The 15279-nt window shown below is 57.3% G+C and carries 18 protein-coding genes and 1 pseudogene; 12 read left to right on the plus strand and 7 right to left on the minus strand.

The features are described from left to right. Positions 1-21: 21 nt before the first annotated feature. Positions 22-1365: a putative aminohydrolase SsnA gene (gene ssnA, locus EIO64_RS17105; protein WP_021747815.1), complete on the minus strand. Its 1344-nt coding sequence runs from the start codon at positions 1363-1365 to the stop codon at positions 22-24. 324 nt (positions 1366-1689) lie between these two features. Between ssnA and EIO64_RS17110 the strand changes: the two genes are divergently transcribed. The 3 genes and pseudogenes from EIO64_RS17110 (at position 1690) to trhA (ending at position 5295) form a co-directional block, all read left to right on the plus strand. Further along, positions 1690-2883, plus strand: a complete 1194-nt coding sequence (locus EIO64_RS17110; protein ID WP_119310860.1) for an immunoglobulin-like domain-containing protein — start codon at positions 1690-1692, stop codon at positions 2881-2883. Positions 2884-3077: 194 nt separating this feature from the next. Beyond that, a pseudogene (locus tag EIO64_RS17115) lies at positions 3078-4447 on the plus strand (alanine/glycine:cation symporter family protein). 188 nt (positions 4448-4635) lie between these two features. Beyond that, positions 4636-5295, plus strand: coding sequence for a PAQR family membrane homeostasis protein TrhA (gene trhA / locus EIO64_RS17120; RefSeq protein ID WP_021747810.1), 660 nt, complete (start codon positions 4636-4638; stop codon positions 5293-5295). 96 nt (positions 5296-5391) lie between these two features. Here trhA and EIO64_RS17125 read toward each other — a convergent pair whose 3' ends face one another. The 6 genes from EIO64_RS17125 to EIO64_RS17150 all read right to left on the minus strand — a co-directional run bounded on the left by EIO64_RS17125 (position 5392) and on the right by EIO64_RS17150 (position 8643). Beyond that, positions 5392-5979 (minus strand): hypothetical protein, encoded by a 588-nt coding sequence (locus EIO64_RS17125; RefSeq protein ID WP_036629516.1) that lies wholly within the window; start codon positions 5977-5979, stop codon positions 5392-5394. Between the two features lie 65 nt (positions 5980-6044). Beyond that, the gene (gene upp, locus EIO64_RS17130) at positions 6045-6677 is read right to left on the minus strand and encodes a uracil phosphoribosyltransferase (protein ID WP_021747808.1); all 633 of its coding nucleotides are present in this window, start codon (positions 6675-6677) and stop codon (positions 6045-6047) included. Between the two features lie 65 nt (positions 6678-6742). Then, a complete protein-coding gene (gene tsaB / locus EIO64_RS17135) occupies positions 6743-7441 on the minus strand; it encodes a tRNA (adenosine(37)-N6)-threonylcarbamoyltransferase complex dimerization subunit type 1 TsaB (RefSeq protein WP_021747807.1) in 699 nt (232 codons plus the stop codon). Continuing rightward, positions 7438-7866, minus strand: coding sequence for a tRNA (adenosine(37)-N6)-threonylcarbamoyltransferase complex ATPase subunit type 1 TsaE (gene tsaE, locus EIO64_RS17140; RefSeq protein ID WP_021747806.1), 429 nt, complete (start codon positions 7864-7866; stop codon positions 7438-7440). The genes tsaB and tsaE overlap by 4 nt, the downstream gene beginning before the upstream one ends. Positions 7867-8080: 214 nt before the next feature. Beyond that, complete coding sequence (locus EIO64_RS17145; protein WP_136891672.1) at positions 8081-8281, minus strand: hypothetical protein; 201 nt, start codon at positions 8279-8281, stop codon at positions 8081-8083. A 176-nt stretch (positions 8282-8457) separates the two neighbouring features. Beyond that, a complete protein-coding gene (locus tag EIO64_RS17150) occupies positions 8458-8643 on the minus strand; it encodes a hypothetical protein (protein WP_136891673.1) in 186 nt (61 codons plus the stop codon). Positions 8644-8866: 223 nt separating this feature from the next. Here EIO64_RS17150 and EIO64_RS17155 point away from each other — a divergent pair, with 223 nt between their 5' ends. The 9 genes from EIO64_RS17155 (at position 8867) to EIO64_RS17195 (ending at position 15276) form a co-directional block, all read left to right on the plus strand. After that, complete coding sequence (locus EIO64_RS17155) at positions 8867-9055, plus strand: hypothetical protein (RefSeq protein ID WP_136891674.1); 189 nt, start codon at positions 8867-8869, stop codon at positions 9053-9055. Next, the gene (locus EIO64_RS17160; RefSeq protein ID WP_136891675.1) at positions 9052-9432 is read left to right on the plus strand and encodes a hypothetical protein; all 381 of its coding nucleotides are present in this window, start codon (positions 9052-9054) and stop codon (positions 9430-9432) included. Before EIO64_RS17155 ends, EIO64_RS17160 begins: the two co-directional genes overlap by 4 nt. 916 nt (positions 9433-10348) lie before the next feature. After that, on the plus strand, positions 10349-10774 hold the full coding sequence (locus EIO64_RS17165) for a hypothetical protein (RefSeq protein WP_136891676.1): 426 nt from the start codon (positions 10349-10351) through the stop codon (positions 10772-10774). Beyond that, complete coding sequence (locus EIO64_RS17170; protein WP_136891677.1) at positions 10771-11010, plus strand: hypothetical protein; 240 nt, start codon at positions 10771-10773, stop codon at positions 11008-11010. Before EIO64_RS17165 ends, EIO64_RS17170 begins: the two co-directional genes overlap by 4 nt. Continuing rightward, positions 11010-11489: a hypothetical protein gene (locus EIO64_RS17175; RefSeq protein ID WP_136891678.1), complete on the plus strand. Its 480-nt coding sequence runs from the start codon at positions 11010-11012 to the stop codon at positions 11487-11489. Before EIO64_RS17170 ends, EIO64_RS17175 begins: the two co-directional genes overlap by 1 nt. Further along, entirely contained in the window at positions 11483-11662 is a 180-nt protein-coding gene (locus EIO64_RS17180) for a cysteine-rich KTR domain-containing protein (RefSeq protein ID WP_136891679.1), read from the plus strand. The genes EIO64_RS17175 and EIO64_RS17180 overlap by 7 nt, the downstream gene beginning before the upstream one ends. 136 nt (positions 11663-11798) lie before the next feature. Continuing rightward, the gene (locus tag EIO64_RS17185) at positions 11799-12713 is read left to right on the plus strand and encodes a hypothetical protein (protein WP_136891680.1); all 915 of its coding nucleotides are present in this window, start codon (positions 11799-11801) and stop codon (positions 12711-12713) included. Between the two features lie 45 nt (positions 12714-12758). After that, on the plus strand, positions 12759-13814 hold the full coding sequence (locus tag EIO64_RS17190; protein WP_136891681.1) for a hypothetical protein: 1056 nt from the start codon (positions 12759-12761) through the stop codon (positions 13812-13814). Positions 13815-13872: 58 nt separating this feature from the next. Further along, positions 13873-15276, plus strand: coding sequence for a phage terminase large subunit (locus EIO64_RS17195; protein ID WP_136891682.1), 1404 nt, complete (start codon positions 13873-13875; stop codon positions 15274-15276). The last annotated feature ends 3 nt before the right edge of the window (positions 15277-15279 follow it).

Genomic DNA, 15279 nt, shown 5'->3' on the forward strand with positions numbered 1-15279 from the left:
CAGGGGCACATCGGCCGGTCATCAATACTCCTTGTGGTTCAGCCGGCCCCACAGACGCTTGCTGCTCTCCAGAATGTGGGCATTCACGGCCTCCTCGTCGATCTCCGTCAGGACCCGGTCCTTCATCAGGATTCTGCCGTTAATCATGGTGGTCTGGCACTGCCGCCCCGTCATGCCGAAGAGCATGTGTCCGTCGATGTTGGCATCAGAGAACGGTGTGAAGGGCTTGTAGTCCATGACGATCACGTCCGCCGCCGCGCCGGGCTTCAGCACGCCCAGAGTGGGGAAGCCGGTGCGCTCCGCCATCTTGGCGTTGTTGCGGAACAGCATGTCCGTCACCTCGCACCAGCCCACGTTGGGCATACAGGCGTTGTGCCGCTGGGAGCACAGGGCCACCTTGATGGACTCCAGCATGTCGTTGGTGTAGGCGTCGGTACCCAGACCGATCAGAATGCCCTTCTTGTAGAGCTGCAGCACCGGAGAGATACCCACGGCGTTGCCCATGTTGCTCTCCGGGTTGTTGACGCACATGGTGTCCGTGGCCTTGATGATATCCATTTCCGCCGTGTTCACATGGATGCAGTGGCCCAGGATGGTCTTGGGTCCCAGGATGCCGTGGTCCTGGAGCCGCTGGACGGGCCGGCGGCCGTAGTTCTGGAGGGAGTCGTACACGTCGTTCATGCCCTCGGACACGTGGATGTGATAGCCCACCCGGCCGCTGTTGGCCGCCGCCATCCGGTCAAAGGTCTTGTCGGAGATGGTGAACAGGGCATGTCCGCCGAACATGGCCTTCAGCATATCGGAGGGGTTCTGCTCGCAGTAGTCGATGAAGTCCTTGTTCTCCTGCACGGACTGAAGGGATTTCTCCTCCCCGTCCCGGTCGCTGACCTCATAGCACAGGCACGCCCGCATCCCGAATTCCCTCGTCACCTCGGCGATCCGCATCAGGGAGCCGGGGACCTCACAGAAGCTGGCGTGATGGTCGAAAATGGTGGTGACGCCCTGCTTGATGGAGTCGATCACCAGGGCCTGGGCGCTGGCCTTGGTGGCCTCCAGGTCCAGATTCCGGTCAATGTACCACCACTGGCCGTCCAGCACCTCATAGAAGCTGGTGGGGTTGTACCCATCGATGGAGAGGCCCCGGGCCAGGGCGGAGTAGATGTGGGTGTGGGCATTGATAAGGCCCGGCATGATGACGCCGCCACGAGCGTCCACAAATTCCGCCTGGGGGTACTTGGCCTTCAGATCCGCGGTGGTGCCGACCTCCACGATCTTGCCGCCATCGGTGACCACGCCGCCGTCCGGCAGGTAGCCGATGCCCTCCGGATCCCGGGTGATGACCTTGCCGTTTGCCAGTAAAATCATAAAAATGACCTCCTTTTGTCCGTCTTTTGCATATCTGATAAAAAGAAAAGGCGCTTCAAACCGCTGTCGGTTTGAAACACCTACCAAAAGACCGGAATGATAGGTGTCAGCCCGTGCGCGCAGCACTTCGTTGCAGCTATCATTCTTCCCTTGTACTTGTATTTTACCGGACAGCAGCCTAAAATGCAAGCAGGGAAGCTCAAAAATTTTCAGATGGATTTTGTGTAGTTTGCCGGAAAGCGGCGGAACTTATTCCCAACCGGGTCCGTCTACATGAAATGAAATAAAGAAAGCGATGGAATCAGAGAAAGAGGAGGCGTCAGAATGAAACGGCTTTGGATTTGCCTGCTGGCTTTTGCGCTGCTGACGGGATGCGGCGATTCCGGCGACATTGCGGTGACAACGGTATACGAAACAGATGACCCGCCCCGGACCGCCCTGACCACGGAGTGGGAGACTTACGACCCGTCGGTGGAGACGGTGTGGTGCATCCTGTCCTATGAGGGGGAAGGGGAATCTCTGGAGTATGGGGCGCCCTATTGGCTGGATGTGCGGGAGGCGGACGGCAGCTGGACCCAGGTGCCCCTGGCTGAGAACGCCGGATGGGATGCCATGCTGTATACCCTGCCGTCCGGTGAAAAGCAGGCGTTTCCGTGCATCCTGTCCCTGTTTGACTACGACTTCTCCGGCGGCAGTACGTTCCGCGTCATCAAAGAGATCGGAGAATATACGGCCGCGGCGGAGTTCACCCTGACAAAGGGGGCGGTCATCTCCGCAGAGACGCCTTACGGCTTCGGCCCCATGGAGGAGGTGCCGGAGTACGGCGACCCGGCGGAGCTCTCCGCCGGCGGTGCCGTGGTGTTTACCGAGGCGGGAACGGAGAATGCGGATGCGGCGGAGATATTTTTGGAGAAGGTCTCCCTGGGCATCCCCTGCCAGCTGCGGACCCTTCAGAACTACTATGAGAGCTGGCCCATGCTGATCGACGTCATCTATGACGGCCGCGGCTTTCTCTGGCGGATGCGGACCGGCGGAGAGATCACGGAGAAACGATTTTCCTACATCGTGACGGACGGCACGGACGTATACCTCTCCAACGGCGCAGACTGGGAGAGCACAGAACAGTACGACAGTGAGAAGGCGTTTCTGCTGCCCTCCGGCTCCGGATCCTTCCTGGTACCCGCGGCGGAGGCGATGACAGATGACCGGCTGGCGGAAAATACCGCCCGCTATCGGATCTGGTCAGGCGACGGGATGCGGGCTGCTTCCCTGACGGAGGACCCTGCAGAATTCAGCGTCATACGCTGTGACCCGGAGAGCGGAACATGGAGCAGGTCCTGGACCATCCGGGAGCTGGATGACCGGGCCACGGCAGTGAGGGACCTTTCCTGGCTGGAATCCGGAGCACTCCTGCACATCACTTATGAAACGGAGAAGGACGGCACGCTGACGGTTGACTTTGTGCCGGACGCTGAACTGACTGATCCCGGCGATCTCTGCGGCTATCCGGCGGAATAGAGACTGCGGGGCCGGCGGTTTGCCGGTTTTTCCGTAGAATACTGCAAAATCTTGGGATTTTCCATTGACAAGGGCACAAAAGCTCTGATATTCTATTCGGGCTGATTGAAACGATTTCCCGACCATTCCCCAACATTAAAAAGGAGAGAGATGCACACATGCTGGGAGAGATCATTGCGGATTTGAGCAACTGGATGTATACCTACCTGCTGGTGATTCTGCTGGTGGCCGCCGGACTGTTTTTCACCATTCGGAACCGGTTCCCGCAGCTGCGGCTGCTGCGGGAGGCCATCCGCGTGGTGGTGGAGCGGCCGGAGAAGGAGGGAAGCGTGTCCTCCTTCCAGGCGCTGATGGTGTCCACCGCCTCCCGGGTAGGTACGGGCAACATTATCGGCGTGTCCGTGGCCATCTGCATGGGCGGCTACGGCGCCGTGTTCTGGATGTGGCTCATCGCCCTGCTGGGCGGCGCCACGGCCTTTACCGAATCCACGCTGGCGCAGATTTACAAGCGCCGGAACCCGGAGACCGGCGAGAGTTACGGCGGCCCTGCCTATTATATTGAGGCGGCCCTCCACAGCCGTCCCCTGGCGGTGCTGTTTGCCCTGAGCCTCATCGCCACCTACGCCGGCGGCTTCAACATGCTCTGCTCCTACAACCTCCAGTCCACCTTCTCCGGATACAGCTTTTATTCCCCGGAGTGGACGCCCTGGATCATCGGCGGCATCGTGGCGCTGCTGACCGGGTACTGCGTCATGGGCGGCGGCAAGCGGATCATCGCCTTCGCCTCCACTCTGGTGCCCATCATGGGCGGACTGTACGTGCTGGTGGCCCTGGTGGTCATCGTCATGAACGTGGGGCTGATTCCCCAGGTGTTCGGACGGATCTTCTCCGAGGCGTTCGATTTCCAAGCCATCTTCGCCGGCTTCACCGGCTCTGCCGTGATGCAGGGCGTGAAGCGGGGCCTCTTTTCCAACGAGGCCGGCGTGGGCTCCGCCCCAACGCTGCCGCCTCTGCCAATGTCAGCCATCCGGTGAAGCAGGGGCTGGTCCAGATGCTGTCTGTCTTCCTGGACACGCTGGTGATCTGCTCCGCCACCGCCTTCATGCTGCTGTGCTCCGGTGTGGAGCCCGCAGTGGAGCTGCAGGGCGCCCCCTATGTGCAGTCGGCCCTGGCCGCCTCCTTCGGCACCCTGGGTCCCGTTTTCATCACCGTGGCCATGGTGCTCTTTGCCTTCACAACTCTGATCGGAAACCTCTACTATGTGGACAATGCCCTGGCGTATCTGCTGGGGCACGTGCCCTCCAAGCGGTTCATGGTGGTGTTCCGCCTGATTGCCATGGGACTGATTTTCCTGGGCGCCGGCCTCACGCTGGATCTGGTGTGGAACCTGTCTGACGTGCTGATGGGCGTCATGGTGCTCATCAACATTCCGGTGATCGCGGTCCTCTCCCGTCCGGCGGCGGCAGCCCTGCGGAACTATACCGAGCAGCGCAGGGCCGGCAAGAACCCCGTGTTCCGGGCCGCGGACATCGACCTGAAGGAAAAGACCGAATACTGGAACTGAAATAAAAACGGCAGGGCTTTGAAAGCGGACGCTTCGGCGTCCGCTTTTTTTGCATAGAATGGAATAGAAACAGAAAATTTACAAAAACTACTTGAAATAAAAAACGAAATCGCTTAATATAATATCGAAAACTATATTATATGATGCGGACGGCATGATGCCGGATTTCAAGAAGGAGAGACCATTCCATGCGCAAACTGTTTGCAAAGGCCCAGGACCCCATCAGCTGTGAAACCCATGCGCTCGGCGCGGTGGCCGCCCTGGGGGGCGGTCTGCTGTATCTGCTTCGGGGCGTCTGGACGGATGCGGCCATACCGGCGGTGGCGGCGGCCCTGTGCTTCTGTCTGTCTATGGCGGCACTGTATGCCGCCAGCGCCATCTATCACTACTATCCCGGCACTGCCGCCAGCGGCGGAGTGAAGCGGGTGCTGCGGAAAATGGACCACAGTATGATCTATGTGCTGATTGCCGGCAGCTACACGCCCTTCTGCGTGGTGCTGCTGCCCCAGCCCAGGGGAACACAATTCTGCCTGATCCTCTGGGGCGTGGCCCTGGCGGGGGTGCTGGCGAAGATGCTGTGGATCAACGCACCACGGATGCTGTCCACGGCAGTATATCTCATCATGGGATGGTCTGTGGTGTTTGTGGCAAAGGACTTCACCGCTCTGGGCCAGCCCTGCCTGACGCTGGTGGCTCTGGGCGGGATCTGCTACTCGGTGGGAGCGGTGTTCTACGCCGTCAAGAAGCCAAACATCTCTGCAGAGTGGACCTTCCACGAACTGTTCCACCTGTTGATTCTGGCGGGGTCTTTCTTCCACTATCTGGCGGTATATCTGTATGTGCTGTGACGCAGTGGCGAAAAATCTGACTGAAAACGAAAGCAGCCCGGCGGAATATCCGCCGGGCTGCTTTTGGAATCTGTGCAATTGGAACACTGGCGCTGTTTATTGCGGGCTTTCATCCGGTATCGGAAGGCCGTGCGACTCCATCAAGCCGTACGACTCCAGCAGAGCTTTTGCCTCGTCCAGAGATGCTGCCGGAGCGACATAGACGGAGGAGCCGGCTACGTAGGTTGACGTTCCGTCGTCCTCGCCGGGGACCCGCTCAAAGGGGAACAGGAAGAACTGCGTATATTCCCGGTCTGTGTACAGTTCCCCGAAAAACGTGTGGGCGGGGAACTTTCCGTATTCGAGCAGGCCCCGGTTGAGGCCGCCGCCCTCATGGGCCATGGTCAGCCAGACCTTGCTGGCTTCCTCAGAGGTGAAGGGCTGTTCCTCCAGTTCCAGATAGCCGCTGAAGCTGTCATCCTGCCCCCACTGCTTCACCATCTCCCCGTGGAAATGCAGAGTGGTGTTCACGGCCGTGGCCTCGCCATCCTCCCACAGGACCGCCGGGAGTGTCACGTCCACCTGTGACCGGAATTTCACCATGCGGGCAATGACCAGTGCGGCAGCGAGAATCAGTACCAGACAGATCACCGTCGTGGCCCGGTTGGGGCCGTGCCGTTTGGCGTTCGTCTGCTCTGGGGCCATGGTATGCTCCTTTCCGCCGGACGGGACCGGCCTGCCGTGCATCACACACGTAAAGGGAGAGCGCCTTATTTTGTCCCGAAGATCCGGTCACCGGCATCGCCCAGACCGGGGACAATATAGCCGTGCTCGTTCAGATGGTCATCCACGGCGCCGCAGTAGATGTCCACGTCCGGGTGGGCCTTCTGGATGCGCTCCACACCCTCCGGCGCGGCCAGCAGAACCATCAGCTTGATGTTTTTGCAGCCCCGCTTCTTCATCTCGGTGATGGCGGCCTCGGCGCTGCCGCCGGTGGCCAGCATGGGATCCACGATCATGATGTCCCGCTCCGCAATGTCCTTGGGCATCTTGCAGAAGTAGACATGGGGCTCCAGCGTCTCCTCATCCCGGAACATGCCGATGTGGCCCACACGGGCGGAGGGCACCATCCGCAGCACACCGTCCACCAGCCCCAGGCCCGCCCGGAGGATGGGCACCACAGCGAACTTCTTGCCTTTCAGGGTGGGGGCGATGGTCCTGCAGATGGGGGTCTCCACCTCCTTGGTGGTCAGGGGCAGATCCCGGGTGGCCTCATAGGTGATCAGCATCCCGATCTCGGAGACGATCTCCCGGAAATCCTTGACGCTGGTGTCCTTGTCCCGTAGGATGGTCAGCTTGTGGGCCACCAGGGGGTGGTCCATCACATGCACTTTGCCGCTCATACTTATAAACTCCTTTTCTCTGATATCCTTGATGTAAACCGTTCCCTACGATCTAAACCGTTCCCTCAGATCTGGGGCGGCTGCCGCAGACGCTGGGCCTGGGGAGGGCGGAGATAGACCGGAAGCAATTCCTGGGCGGAGACCAGCTTTCCCGCCCGGGCCAGGTCCTCGGCGCACAGGGCCACGGACATGGCGTTCTGCATCACCAGTTGGGGCGGTGCCAGGCGGCAGGGCAGTCCCGACTCTGTCAGCGCCTTCTCACAGAGGACGGCGCCGTCCCCCACGATCACCAGGGGCAGTGGCTCGCTCCGCAGCTCCTCCGCCAGCTCCGCAAGGCCGATGGCGCGATCCGGCGTCCGGCGGGTCAGGCGGCCATGTTCGGAGGTGAAGAGGGCGTTGTAGATCTGGCTACGCCGGGCGTCCATGGCGCAGACCACCAGGGCGTCCATGTGGGCCACGTTCCGGGCCATGGCCTCCAGGGTGGAGACGGCCGCGCAGGGCTTGTCCGCGGCAAAGGCCAGTCCCTTGGCAGCCGAGACGCCGATGCGGATGCCGGTGAAGGACCCCGGGCCTGCCGCCACAGCGACGGCGTCGCAGTCCTGAACGGTCAGGCCGGTGTTTTTCAGCATGGCCTCCACAATGGGCATCAGGGTGCGGCTGTGGGTGAGGCCGGTGTCCTGATAGCCGGAGCAGAGGACTTTCCCATCCTCCGTCACGGCGGCGGAGACCGCCTTGGCGGAGGTTTCCAGTGCCAAGATCCTCATTGTGCAGCACCTCCTTCCACGGTGATGCTCCGCCAGCCGTCGTGCTCCGGATGGCGGGTGAGGGTCACATAGACCGTGCCCTCCGGCAGGGCGTCCGCCACCTGCTCGCTCCACTCCACGGCGCAGACGCCGCCCCGGGAGAGATAGTCCTCCCAGCCGATGTCGAACAGGTCCTCAGACCCGTTCAGCCGGTACATATCGAAGTGGAACAGAGGGGTAGGGCCCTCATATTCGTTGACGATAGTGAAGGTGGGGCTGGTGACCCGACCTCGGCATCCCAGGCCACGGGCAAGGCCACGGGTAAAGGCGGTCTTGCCCATGCCCAGACCGCCCCGGTAGGCCACCACGGCGCCGGGAGAGAGAGCGGCGGCCAACCGTTCACCAAAGGCCTCCGTCTCCGCCTCGCTGTGGGAAATATACTCCACGAAGCAGCGCTCCTTTCCAGTGATATTTCCAAATCCGATTCAGTATACCATATTTTGAACAGTCTGTAAAATAGAAACTATAAAAATCAATGGTTCTGTGTTGTTGCTGTGAATTAGCTGTGAAATTAGAGAGGCCAGGGCAAAAAAGCCCCGGCTTTTCTTTGTTTGAAAGGCATGAAAACCCGCCCCAGGAAGCCCCGGGGCGGGCAACGGTTTATCCTACAATCAGGTCATCAGGTGCAATCTCAAGATACCGCTCCAAAAACTCAATATCGGAGCAGGGCGCAAGCTCGTTATGCACGGCCTCGCGGGCGTCGTCATCCATGTACTCAGCCATAGTGTCAAGGCTGATTTCCTCCAGCGCCTCGGCGGCCGTGGTGTAGGTTGCGCCGTTGTTAATGCTGATCTGTTTCATGGCTTTTGATCCTTTCTCCCGCTATGCGGGCTCCGTTAAATTTGATTGTAGCATCCATCCGAGGGAGCGTCAATGCTCCCATATGTTGTTCCTCCTGTTTGATTTGTCGTGGTTGCTGTTCGCTATAAAAGAAAGGCGGCACCGGATACCGGCACCGCCTTATGTAATCAGGTTATTCACTTCACCTTCGGGAGCGGAAACTTGATGACATTTCCGCACTCTTCCGCCCAATCAAGCAAGCTGTTAACGCCTGCCCTTGTGACCTCTGCATGTTCTTCCAGCTTTTCCAATCTGTCGTTGATTTTCCGAAGTTCCTCTTGCTGGGCCTCAAGCAGCTGCAGGATCTTTTCCTCATTGTTCACTCTGCATCACCTCATGCTGCCATTATACGGTGCCGATATTCGGTTGTCAAGGTGCCGCCGCCCGCTGCGGTGTTCCGCTTTGGATGGTTTAATCATAGCATCATGTACATGATATTACAAGATGGCAAACTCCACAATCATGAACATGATAATTTGTGTATTTTTATCATGGACATGATTTTTGGGAATTCGTATAATATAGAATAAGAAAGTGGGTGAAATTGTGGAAGAAAAGAAAGTTGATTGGAGAAATAAGTGGCAGGCTGAAAACCAAGAAAGAATCATACTTATGACGCCAAAAGACCCGCGGAAGGGCCCGACAAAAGCTCAGATCAAGGAGGCGGCCAGAATTGCTGGAATGTCTGTTAATTCTTGGCTTTTAGAGTTGGTGAGTAAGGAGCTGTTTGGATGAGGGAACGCAAAGCAAGACAATACAACGAGTTCGGGGAACTGGTTTATCAGGTTGGGACACAGGGCGGAGGCTCCATGGCGGAGGATGTTTCCGGCGTCAGAATGCCGTCAAACAAGGCAGAGGCAGAATGTTTCAAACTTTTGCAGGACAATGGGTGGACGCCAACCAAACGAGGATGGCCGGACTTCTTCTGCGTCAAAGGGGATCAGGTGTGCGCTGTAGAGGTGAAACCAAGCAAAAATTGCACACTGAAACAGAACCAGCTTGTTATCATGGGCGCACTTTCTGCAAAGGGCATTCGTTGTTTTCTCTGGTCTCCTGATGGTGGCTTTGAAGAAGTCATGGGCATGACGAAGCCAGCAGAGCAGCCGTTTTAATTATCTTTACTGTATCTATACAGAAATACCAGGTACTTCTTGTACCTGGTATTTTAATTATTATATTATTATATTATTATATAACTCCCCGTAGGGGAGTTTAATTATTATCTCTGTATTTTATCTGATCTGTACTGTATCTGTATTGATTATTAAATCAGGTGGTTTTCATGGGCAGACAATGAGGCAATAAGAAGAGCAAGGGGATTTTGTACAAGAAAGAGCCGTTTGGAAATACTTAAAAAAATTGAATTAAATTGATAGAAAAATAACAAGGACGCAATTCGGAAAACTGGGAATTAACTATTTGTTTAAATGCAAATCTAGTGTTTGCAATGGTTTTGTGGTTTTCTGTGTAATTTTTGTGTCGGTTGGCCGCCCTGGCTGCGTGTGCATCATGGCTCCGACCCGCGGCCTGCGTGGGCGTGGCTGGCCTGGGGGCATGCGGCCGGGGCTGTAGATGATGGATAACAAGGGGGGAGGGGTAGCGGAAAAACGGGCGGCCTCGCTGGGAACGGCATAGGTTATATTTCCTACATCCCCTCAACTCTCTACAGGTCAGGGGGATACCGGAAAAACGGGTGGGATATGTTCTGAAATCCGGCCTTAAAATACTATTATCGGGTACAAAACAGGGGTGCATAAAATATGCTGAACGATTTGGAAGCGATCTGTGGTAGAGTATAGATAGGCGAAAGCCTACCATCTTCTTTTCTCACCTGCGGCGGGCAGGGTGTTCCTCCAGCCCTGCCCTGACCGCGGGGCTTATAATGGGGACTAGAAACTGGGGGACCGCACCAGAGTTTCGCAATCGAAGCCGATATGCGGTGCGGTTGCCCTACCGCTTGTGTTGACGGCTGCGTTCCTACGTGGAGAGAGCAGCGGTGGGGCGATTTTGATACAAGGCGGTGAGGACATGCCGAGAGCGAAAAAAGCGGCTGGGGAGCCGGAAGCGGAGAAGCGGACGGGAGCGGGGGCAAAATATGCAACTGCGGAGGAACTGCAGGAAAAGCTGGACGCTTACTTTGCAGAGTGTGAGGAGCGCGGCGATGTCCCCGAGGAATTTTCTCTTGGCGTGTACTTGGGTGTTTCACTCATGACGCTGGATAACTGGTACAATGGCCGCCGCTGCGAATACCTGCAGGAGACAATCCAGATGGCCTACATGCGGATGTCCGCCGCTGCTGTTCAGATGGCGTACCGGAATCCGAAAGCCCCGATGCCGATCTTTGCGCTGAAACAGAAGCGGTACGGCGGATATCAGGACAAGGTGGAAGCCAATGCAGAAGTGAAAGTCAGTGTCCAGATGGGAAAGAACATGGAGGCGAGTGATTTCGCATGATGGAGTATTTGGCGTGTTTCCTGTTTGGTGCTGTGGTTGCCCTGACCGGGGTAAAGGTCGGCTCCTTCACAAATGGAGGGGAGCGGCAGGAAGCGGCGGCGAAGAAGAATCCGGACCCGCAGGCAGAAGATGACAGGGACGAGCAGCGCCGGTCCAAGGAGATCGACGAGGGCATCCAAAACCTGATGACATTTTCAGTCAATGGCAAAGATGGCTTTGATGTAGGAGGTCTGTAATGGCATCTGTGCAGGATGTTTTTGATATGGCGATCCATTTGATGGATGCGCAGAACGAGTCCACAGGCGCGACCCGTACAACAGATACGAACGAATATGCGCTTCGGACGCCAAACATCCTGAACACGCTGCTGGATCAGGTCTATCCTTACAGTGACACGTATCCGGACCTGTCGGATGGGACGAAAACCCGACCATCTCTGGTCAGTGTGACGTCTCTGGATGACTACCTGGACCTCGATGACTACATCTGCCGGAACGTTCTGTCCTATGGGTTGGCCGGATTGCTGCTGACGGAAGAGAACCCCACACAGGCGAACTTCTTCTGGCAGACATACCTGGAGAATCTGAACACGGCCAAAAGCCGTCTGCCATCCTCCGGCATCGAGAGCGTGGAGGATGTGTACGGCGGAGGCGGTGGAGACAACTACCTTTCTCGCTGGGGCGGCATTGAATACGGGTGGTTCGGCCAATGGTAGTACATGGATGGTACACCTGCCCCAAATGCCATAAGGGTATCCAGAAGGTGACGGGAAACACGGTTCTGTATGGGACGCCGGTATACTGCCGCAAGTGCAGGCGGGAGTGGTGGCCCACAATCTTCATGGGGCAGGAGATCACCGGAAATTTGCCGGAGTTCAAAATGAAATAACAAGCTAGAGCGCAAGACGCCAGAGCTGGGAATGATCCCGGCTTTGGCGTCTTTTTTGTTTTTTCTGAGCAAGACGCCCGAGACCACGGACGCTTGAAATACACGCCGCCAGACCAGGCGGGGAAAGAAGGAACCAATGGAAGAGAATACCACCGGTTTGGAGCAGGAGACCGAGACCACGGTTGACTCCTTCATGGATGGATTCGACGGGGCGGAGACTCTGGAAAGCCCGGCAGACCAGCCGGAAGAACAGGAGCCGAAGCATGAAGAAACACCTGCTGATGAAGAGCAAAAGGCGCCGGAAACACCTGCTGCTGGCAACGAAAACACTGACGCCAAACCGGGCGAAAGCGTTGAACCGGAGAAGCAGGAGGCACCGGAGGCCCAGGAACCGGAGACCACACCGAAAACCTGGACGCTGCGCCATTTAGGCGAGGACAAGACAGTCAACGAACAGGAACTGACGGCCCTTGCCCAAAAGGGCCTGGACTATGACCGGATTCACGGCAAGTATGAGGAATTCCGGCCTGTGATGGACCTGTTCAGCCAGTTTGCGAACAAGGCAGGCATGAACACCACGGACTATATTGCCCACATCCGCCAGGAAGCTAAGAGAGCCGAAGGCCTGAATGCAGAAGAGGCCAAAAGGGCTGTGGAGCTGGAGGACCGTGAGGCAACCGTAGCCGCCAAGGAAGCTGCTGAAGCGGAGAGGCAGAAGGAGCAGCGGGACGCCGAGGCTCAGAAGCAGTCCGCGGAGCAGCGCAGGATGGCGGATATTCAAGAGTTTCAAAAGACATTTCCGGATGCGGCAAAGGACCCGAATGGAATTCCGAAAGAGGTATGGGACGGCGTGAAAAGCGGCCTTTCCCTGGTTGCCAGTTATGCCAGATGGCAGGTGGCACGGGCGAATGAGCAGGCCGCCAAGGCAGAACACAATGCTTCTGCCATCAAGCAGAACCAGAAAAATACGGAGCGGTCCACTGGCAGCATGAAGTCTGCCGGTGCGGACAACAAGAACAAGGACCCGTTCCTGGATGGCTGGGATTCCTGATTTCAGGGGCCTTCTCGCATCTGGTGAAAAGAAAGAGAGGGCCACATGGCAGTTAATTACACAGTCAAATACGCAGACAAAATCGCAGAGAGATTTCACAAGGCATCCATCACGGACTCCGCCGCGGGCCACGAATATTCCTTTGTAGGAGCCAAGACCATCCGTGTCTACTCCGTGGATACTGTGCCGGAGACCGATTATAACCGGACTGCAGATGGCAACCGGTTTGGCACCCCGAAGAACCTGGGCGACACGATCCAGGAGATGACGATGAACAAGGCGCCTGCCTTTACATTTGTCATTGAGCCTCTGGATAACAGCGATCAGGCCATCGAGAAGTCAGCGGGAAAGTCCCTGCGGCGTCAGCTGGACGAGGTCACTATCCCCAACATGGATAAGTACCGGCTGAGAAAGTGGTGTGAGGGCGCCAACATCCAGTATCAGCCCTCCGCAGCGCCTACCAAGAGCACCATTGTGGAGTACATCATCGATGTCAACGCCCAGATGACGGACGCCTTTGTCCCGGTGGAGAACCGGACACTGTATATCCCCACGGAGTATTACAAGCTGCTGAAGCAGAACCCGGACTTCATCAATCTGGAGGGCCTGGGCACCAAGGCGCTGGCAAAAGGCGTTGTGGGTGAAGTGGACGGAACGAAAGTCGTCACCATTCCCAAGAGCTATCTGCCCTCCGGCGTGTACTTCCTAATCAAGTACAAGGGATCCAGTGTGGACCCCGTAAAGCTGCAGCAGTATGACGTGCTGCCCAAGGTACAGGGCTATGCCGGTCCTGTGGTGCAGGGCGTCACCTACTACGACAGCTTCATCCTGGCAACCAAGGGCGACGGCGTTGCAGTGTGCGGCAGTAACGCGGCTGTTCTGTCGGCTCCCACACTGTCCATCTCTGCGCACAAAGTCACGATTTCCGAACCGGGCAGCAATGTGTACAAGTACACGGTGGACGGGACCAACCCCCGGTACAGCTCTACTGCTGAGACCTATCCCTCCAGCGGCGTGACGCTGACTTCCGGCCAAGTTATGCGGTGCATCCAGATCAAGGACGGCTGCTGCGGCATGGAAGCCGACAAGGCATACGAGTAAGCAATATAGGCCCCCGCAAGGGGCCTATTCCCCTAGTCATTCCCTGAAAGGTGAGCGCATGGCAAACAAGAAAGCACGAAACAACAGCGGAGCCGTCAATCTGGCTCTGGGAGATTTGAACCCAAAGCAGAAGCAGTTCTGTCAGGCGCGGTCTCGCTATGTTGGATACGGCGGCGCCCGCGGCGGCGGAAAGAGCCATGTTGTGCGGATTAAAGCGATTGGCGGTGCGATGACCTATCCGGGAATCCGGATTTTGATTGTCCGAAAAGAATATCCGGAACTGGAGCAGACGATGATCCTGCCCATGCGGAAGCTGATTCCGGCAGAGATCGCAGCATATAACGCCACCATGCACATGTTTTTCTTCTCCAACGGAAGTGTTATCAAGTTCGGACATTATAGCAGCGGGGACGATGTGGAATATCAGGGCCAGGAATACGACTGGATTTTCATGGACGAGGCGACACAATTCACGGAATACCAGTTCCGAACACTGGGCGCCTGTCTGCGCGGTGCTACGAAGTTTCCACGCCGGATGTACCTGACCTGTAACCCCGGCGGAGTTGGGCACATGTGGGTCAAACGCCTGTTTATCTCTCGCCAGTATCAGAACGGAGAAAAAGCAGAGGACTATACCTTCATTCACGCCACGGTGGATGATAATCCCCAGCTGCTGGAGGCGTCCCCAGAGTATGTGCAGATGCTGGACTTGCTGCCGGATGATGTGCGCGCGGCCTGGCGGTATGGCGATTGGGACGCTCTGGCCGGAACATTCTTCCCGGAGTTCCGGGCGGAGACTCATATTATCAAACCGTTCTGGAGGATTCCTGCGGAGTGGAAGAAGTACCGGGCGTTCGACTATGGCCTGGATATGTTTGCCTGCCTCTGGATTGCTGTTGATTTCGATGGGCGCTGCTATGTGTATCGCGAGGTACAGAAGAGCGGCATCATTGTATCCGAGGCGGCAAAGCTGATGCTGGACCTGACGCCGTCTTGGGAGCAGATCGAGTTTACGGCGGCGCCGCCGGATATGTGGAACCGGCAGAAGGACAGCGGAAAGAGCATGGCAGAGCTGTTCATGGAAAATGGCGTTGGCATCATTCGGGCCAGCAACAACCGTGTGCAGGGCTGGATGGCAGTCAAGGAGATGCTGAAACCACTGAACAGCGAAAAGGACCGGCCGGGCCTGCTGGTGACGCAGGACTGCAAGGGGCTTTGCACGAATCTTCCGGCCATCCAGCACGACGACAAAAACCCGTCGGACTGTGCCACGGAACCCCATGAGATCACCCACATCTGCGATGCCTGCCGTTATTTTTGTGTTACCCGGACACTGAGCGCGGAGAAGCCCGCACCGCCGAAAGTGGAGGACTTCGATAGCGCCGGGATGACGGACTACGACGACGAGATGACCGGCGGAGAAATGACAGACGATTATCTGACCTATGGAGGGGGTGACTGACCT

Origin of the sequence: Dysosmobacter welbionis (assembly GCF_005121165.3) — a bacterium.
Lineage (GTDB): Bacteria > Bacillota > Clostridia > Oscillospirales > Oscillospiraceae > Oscillibacter > Oscillibacter welbionis.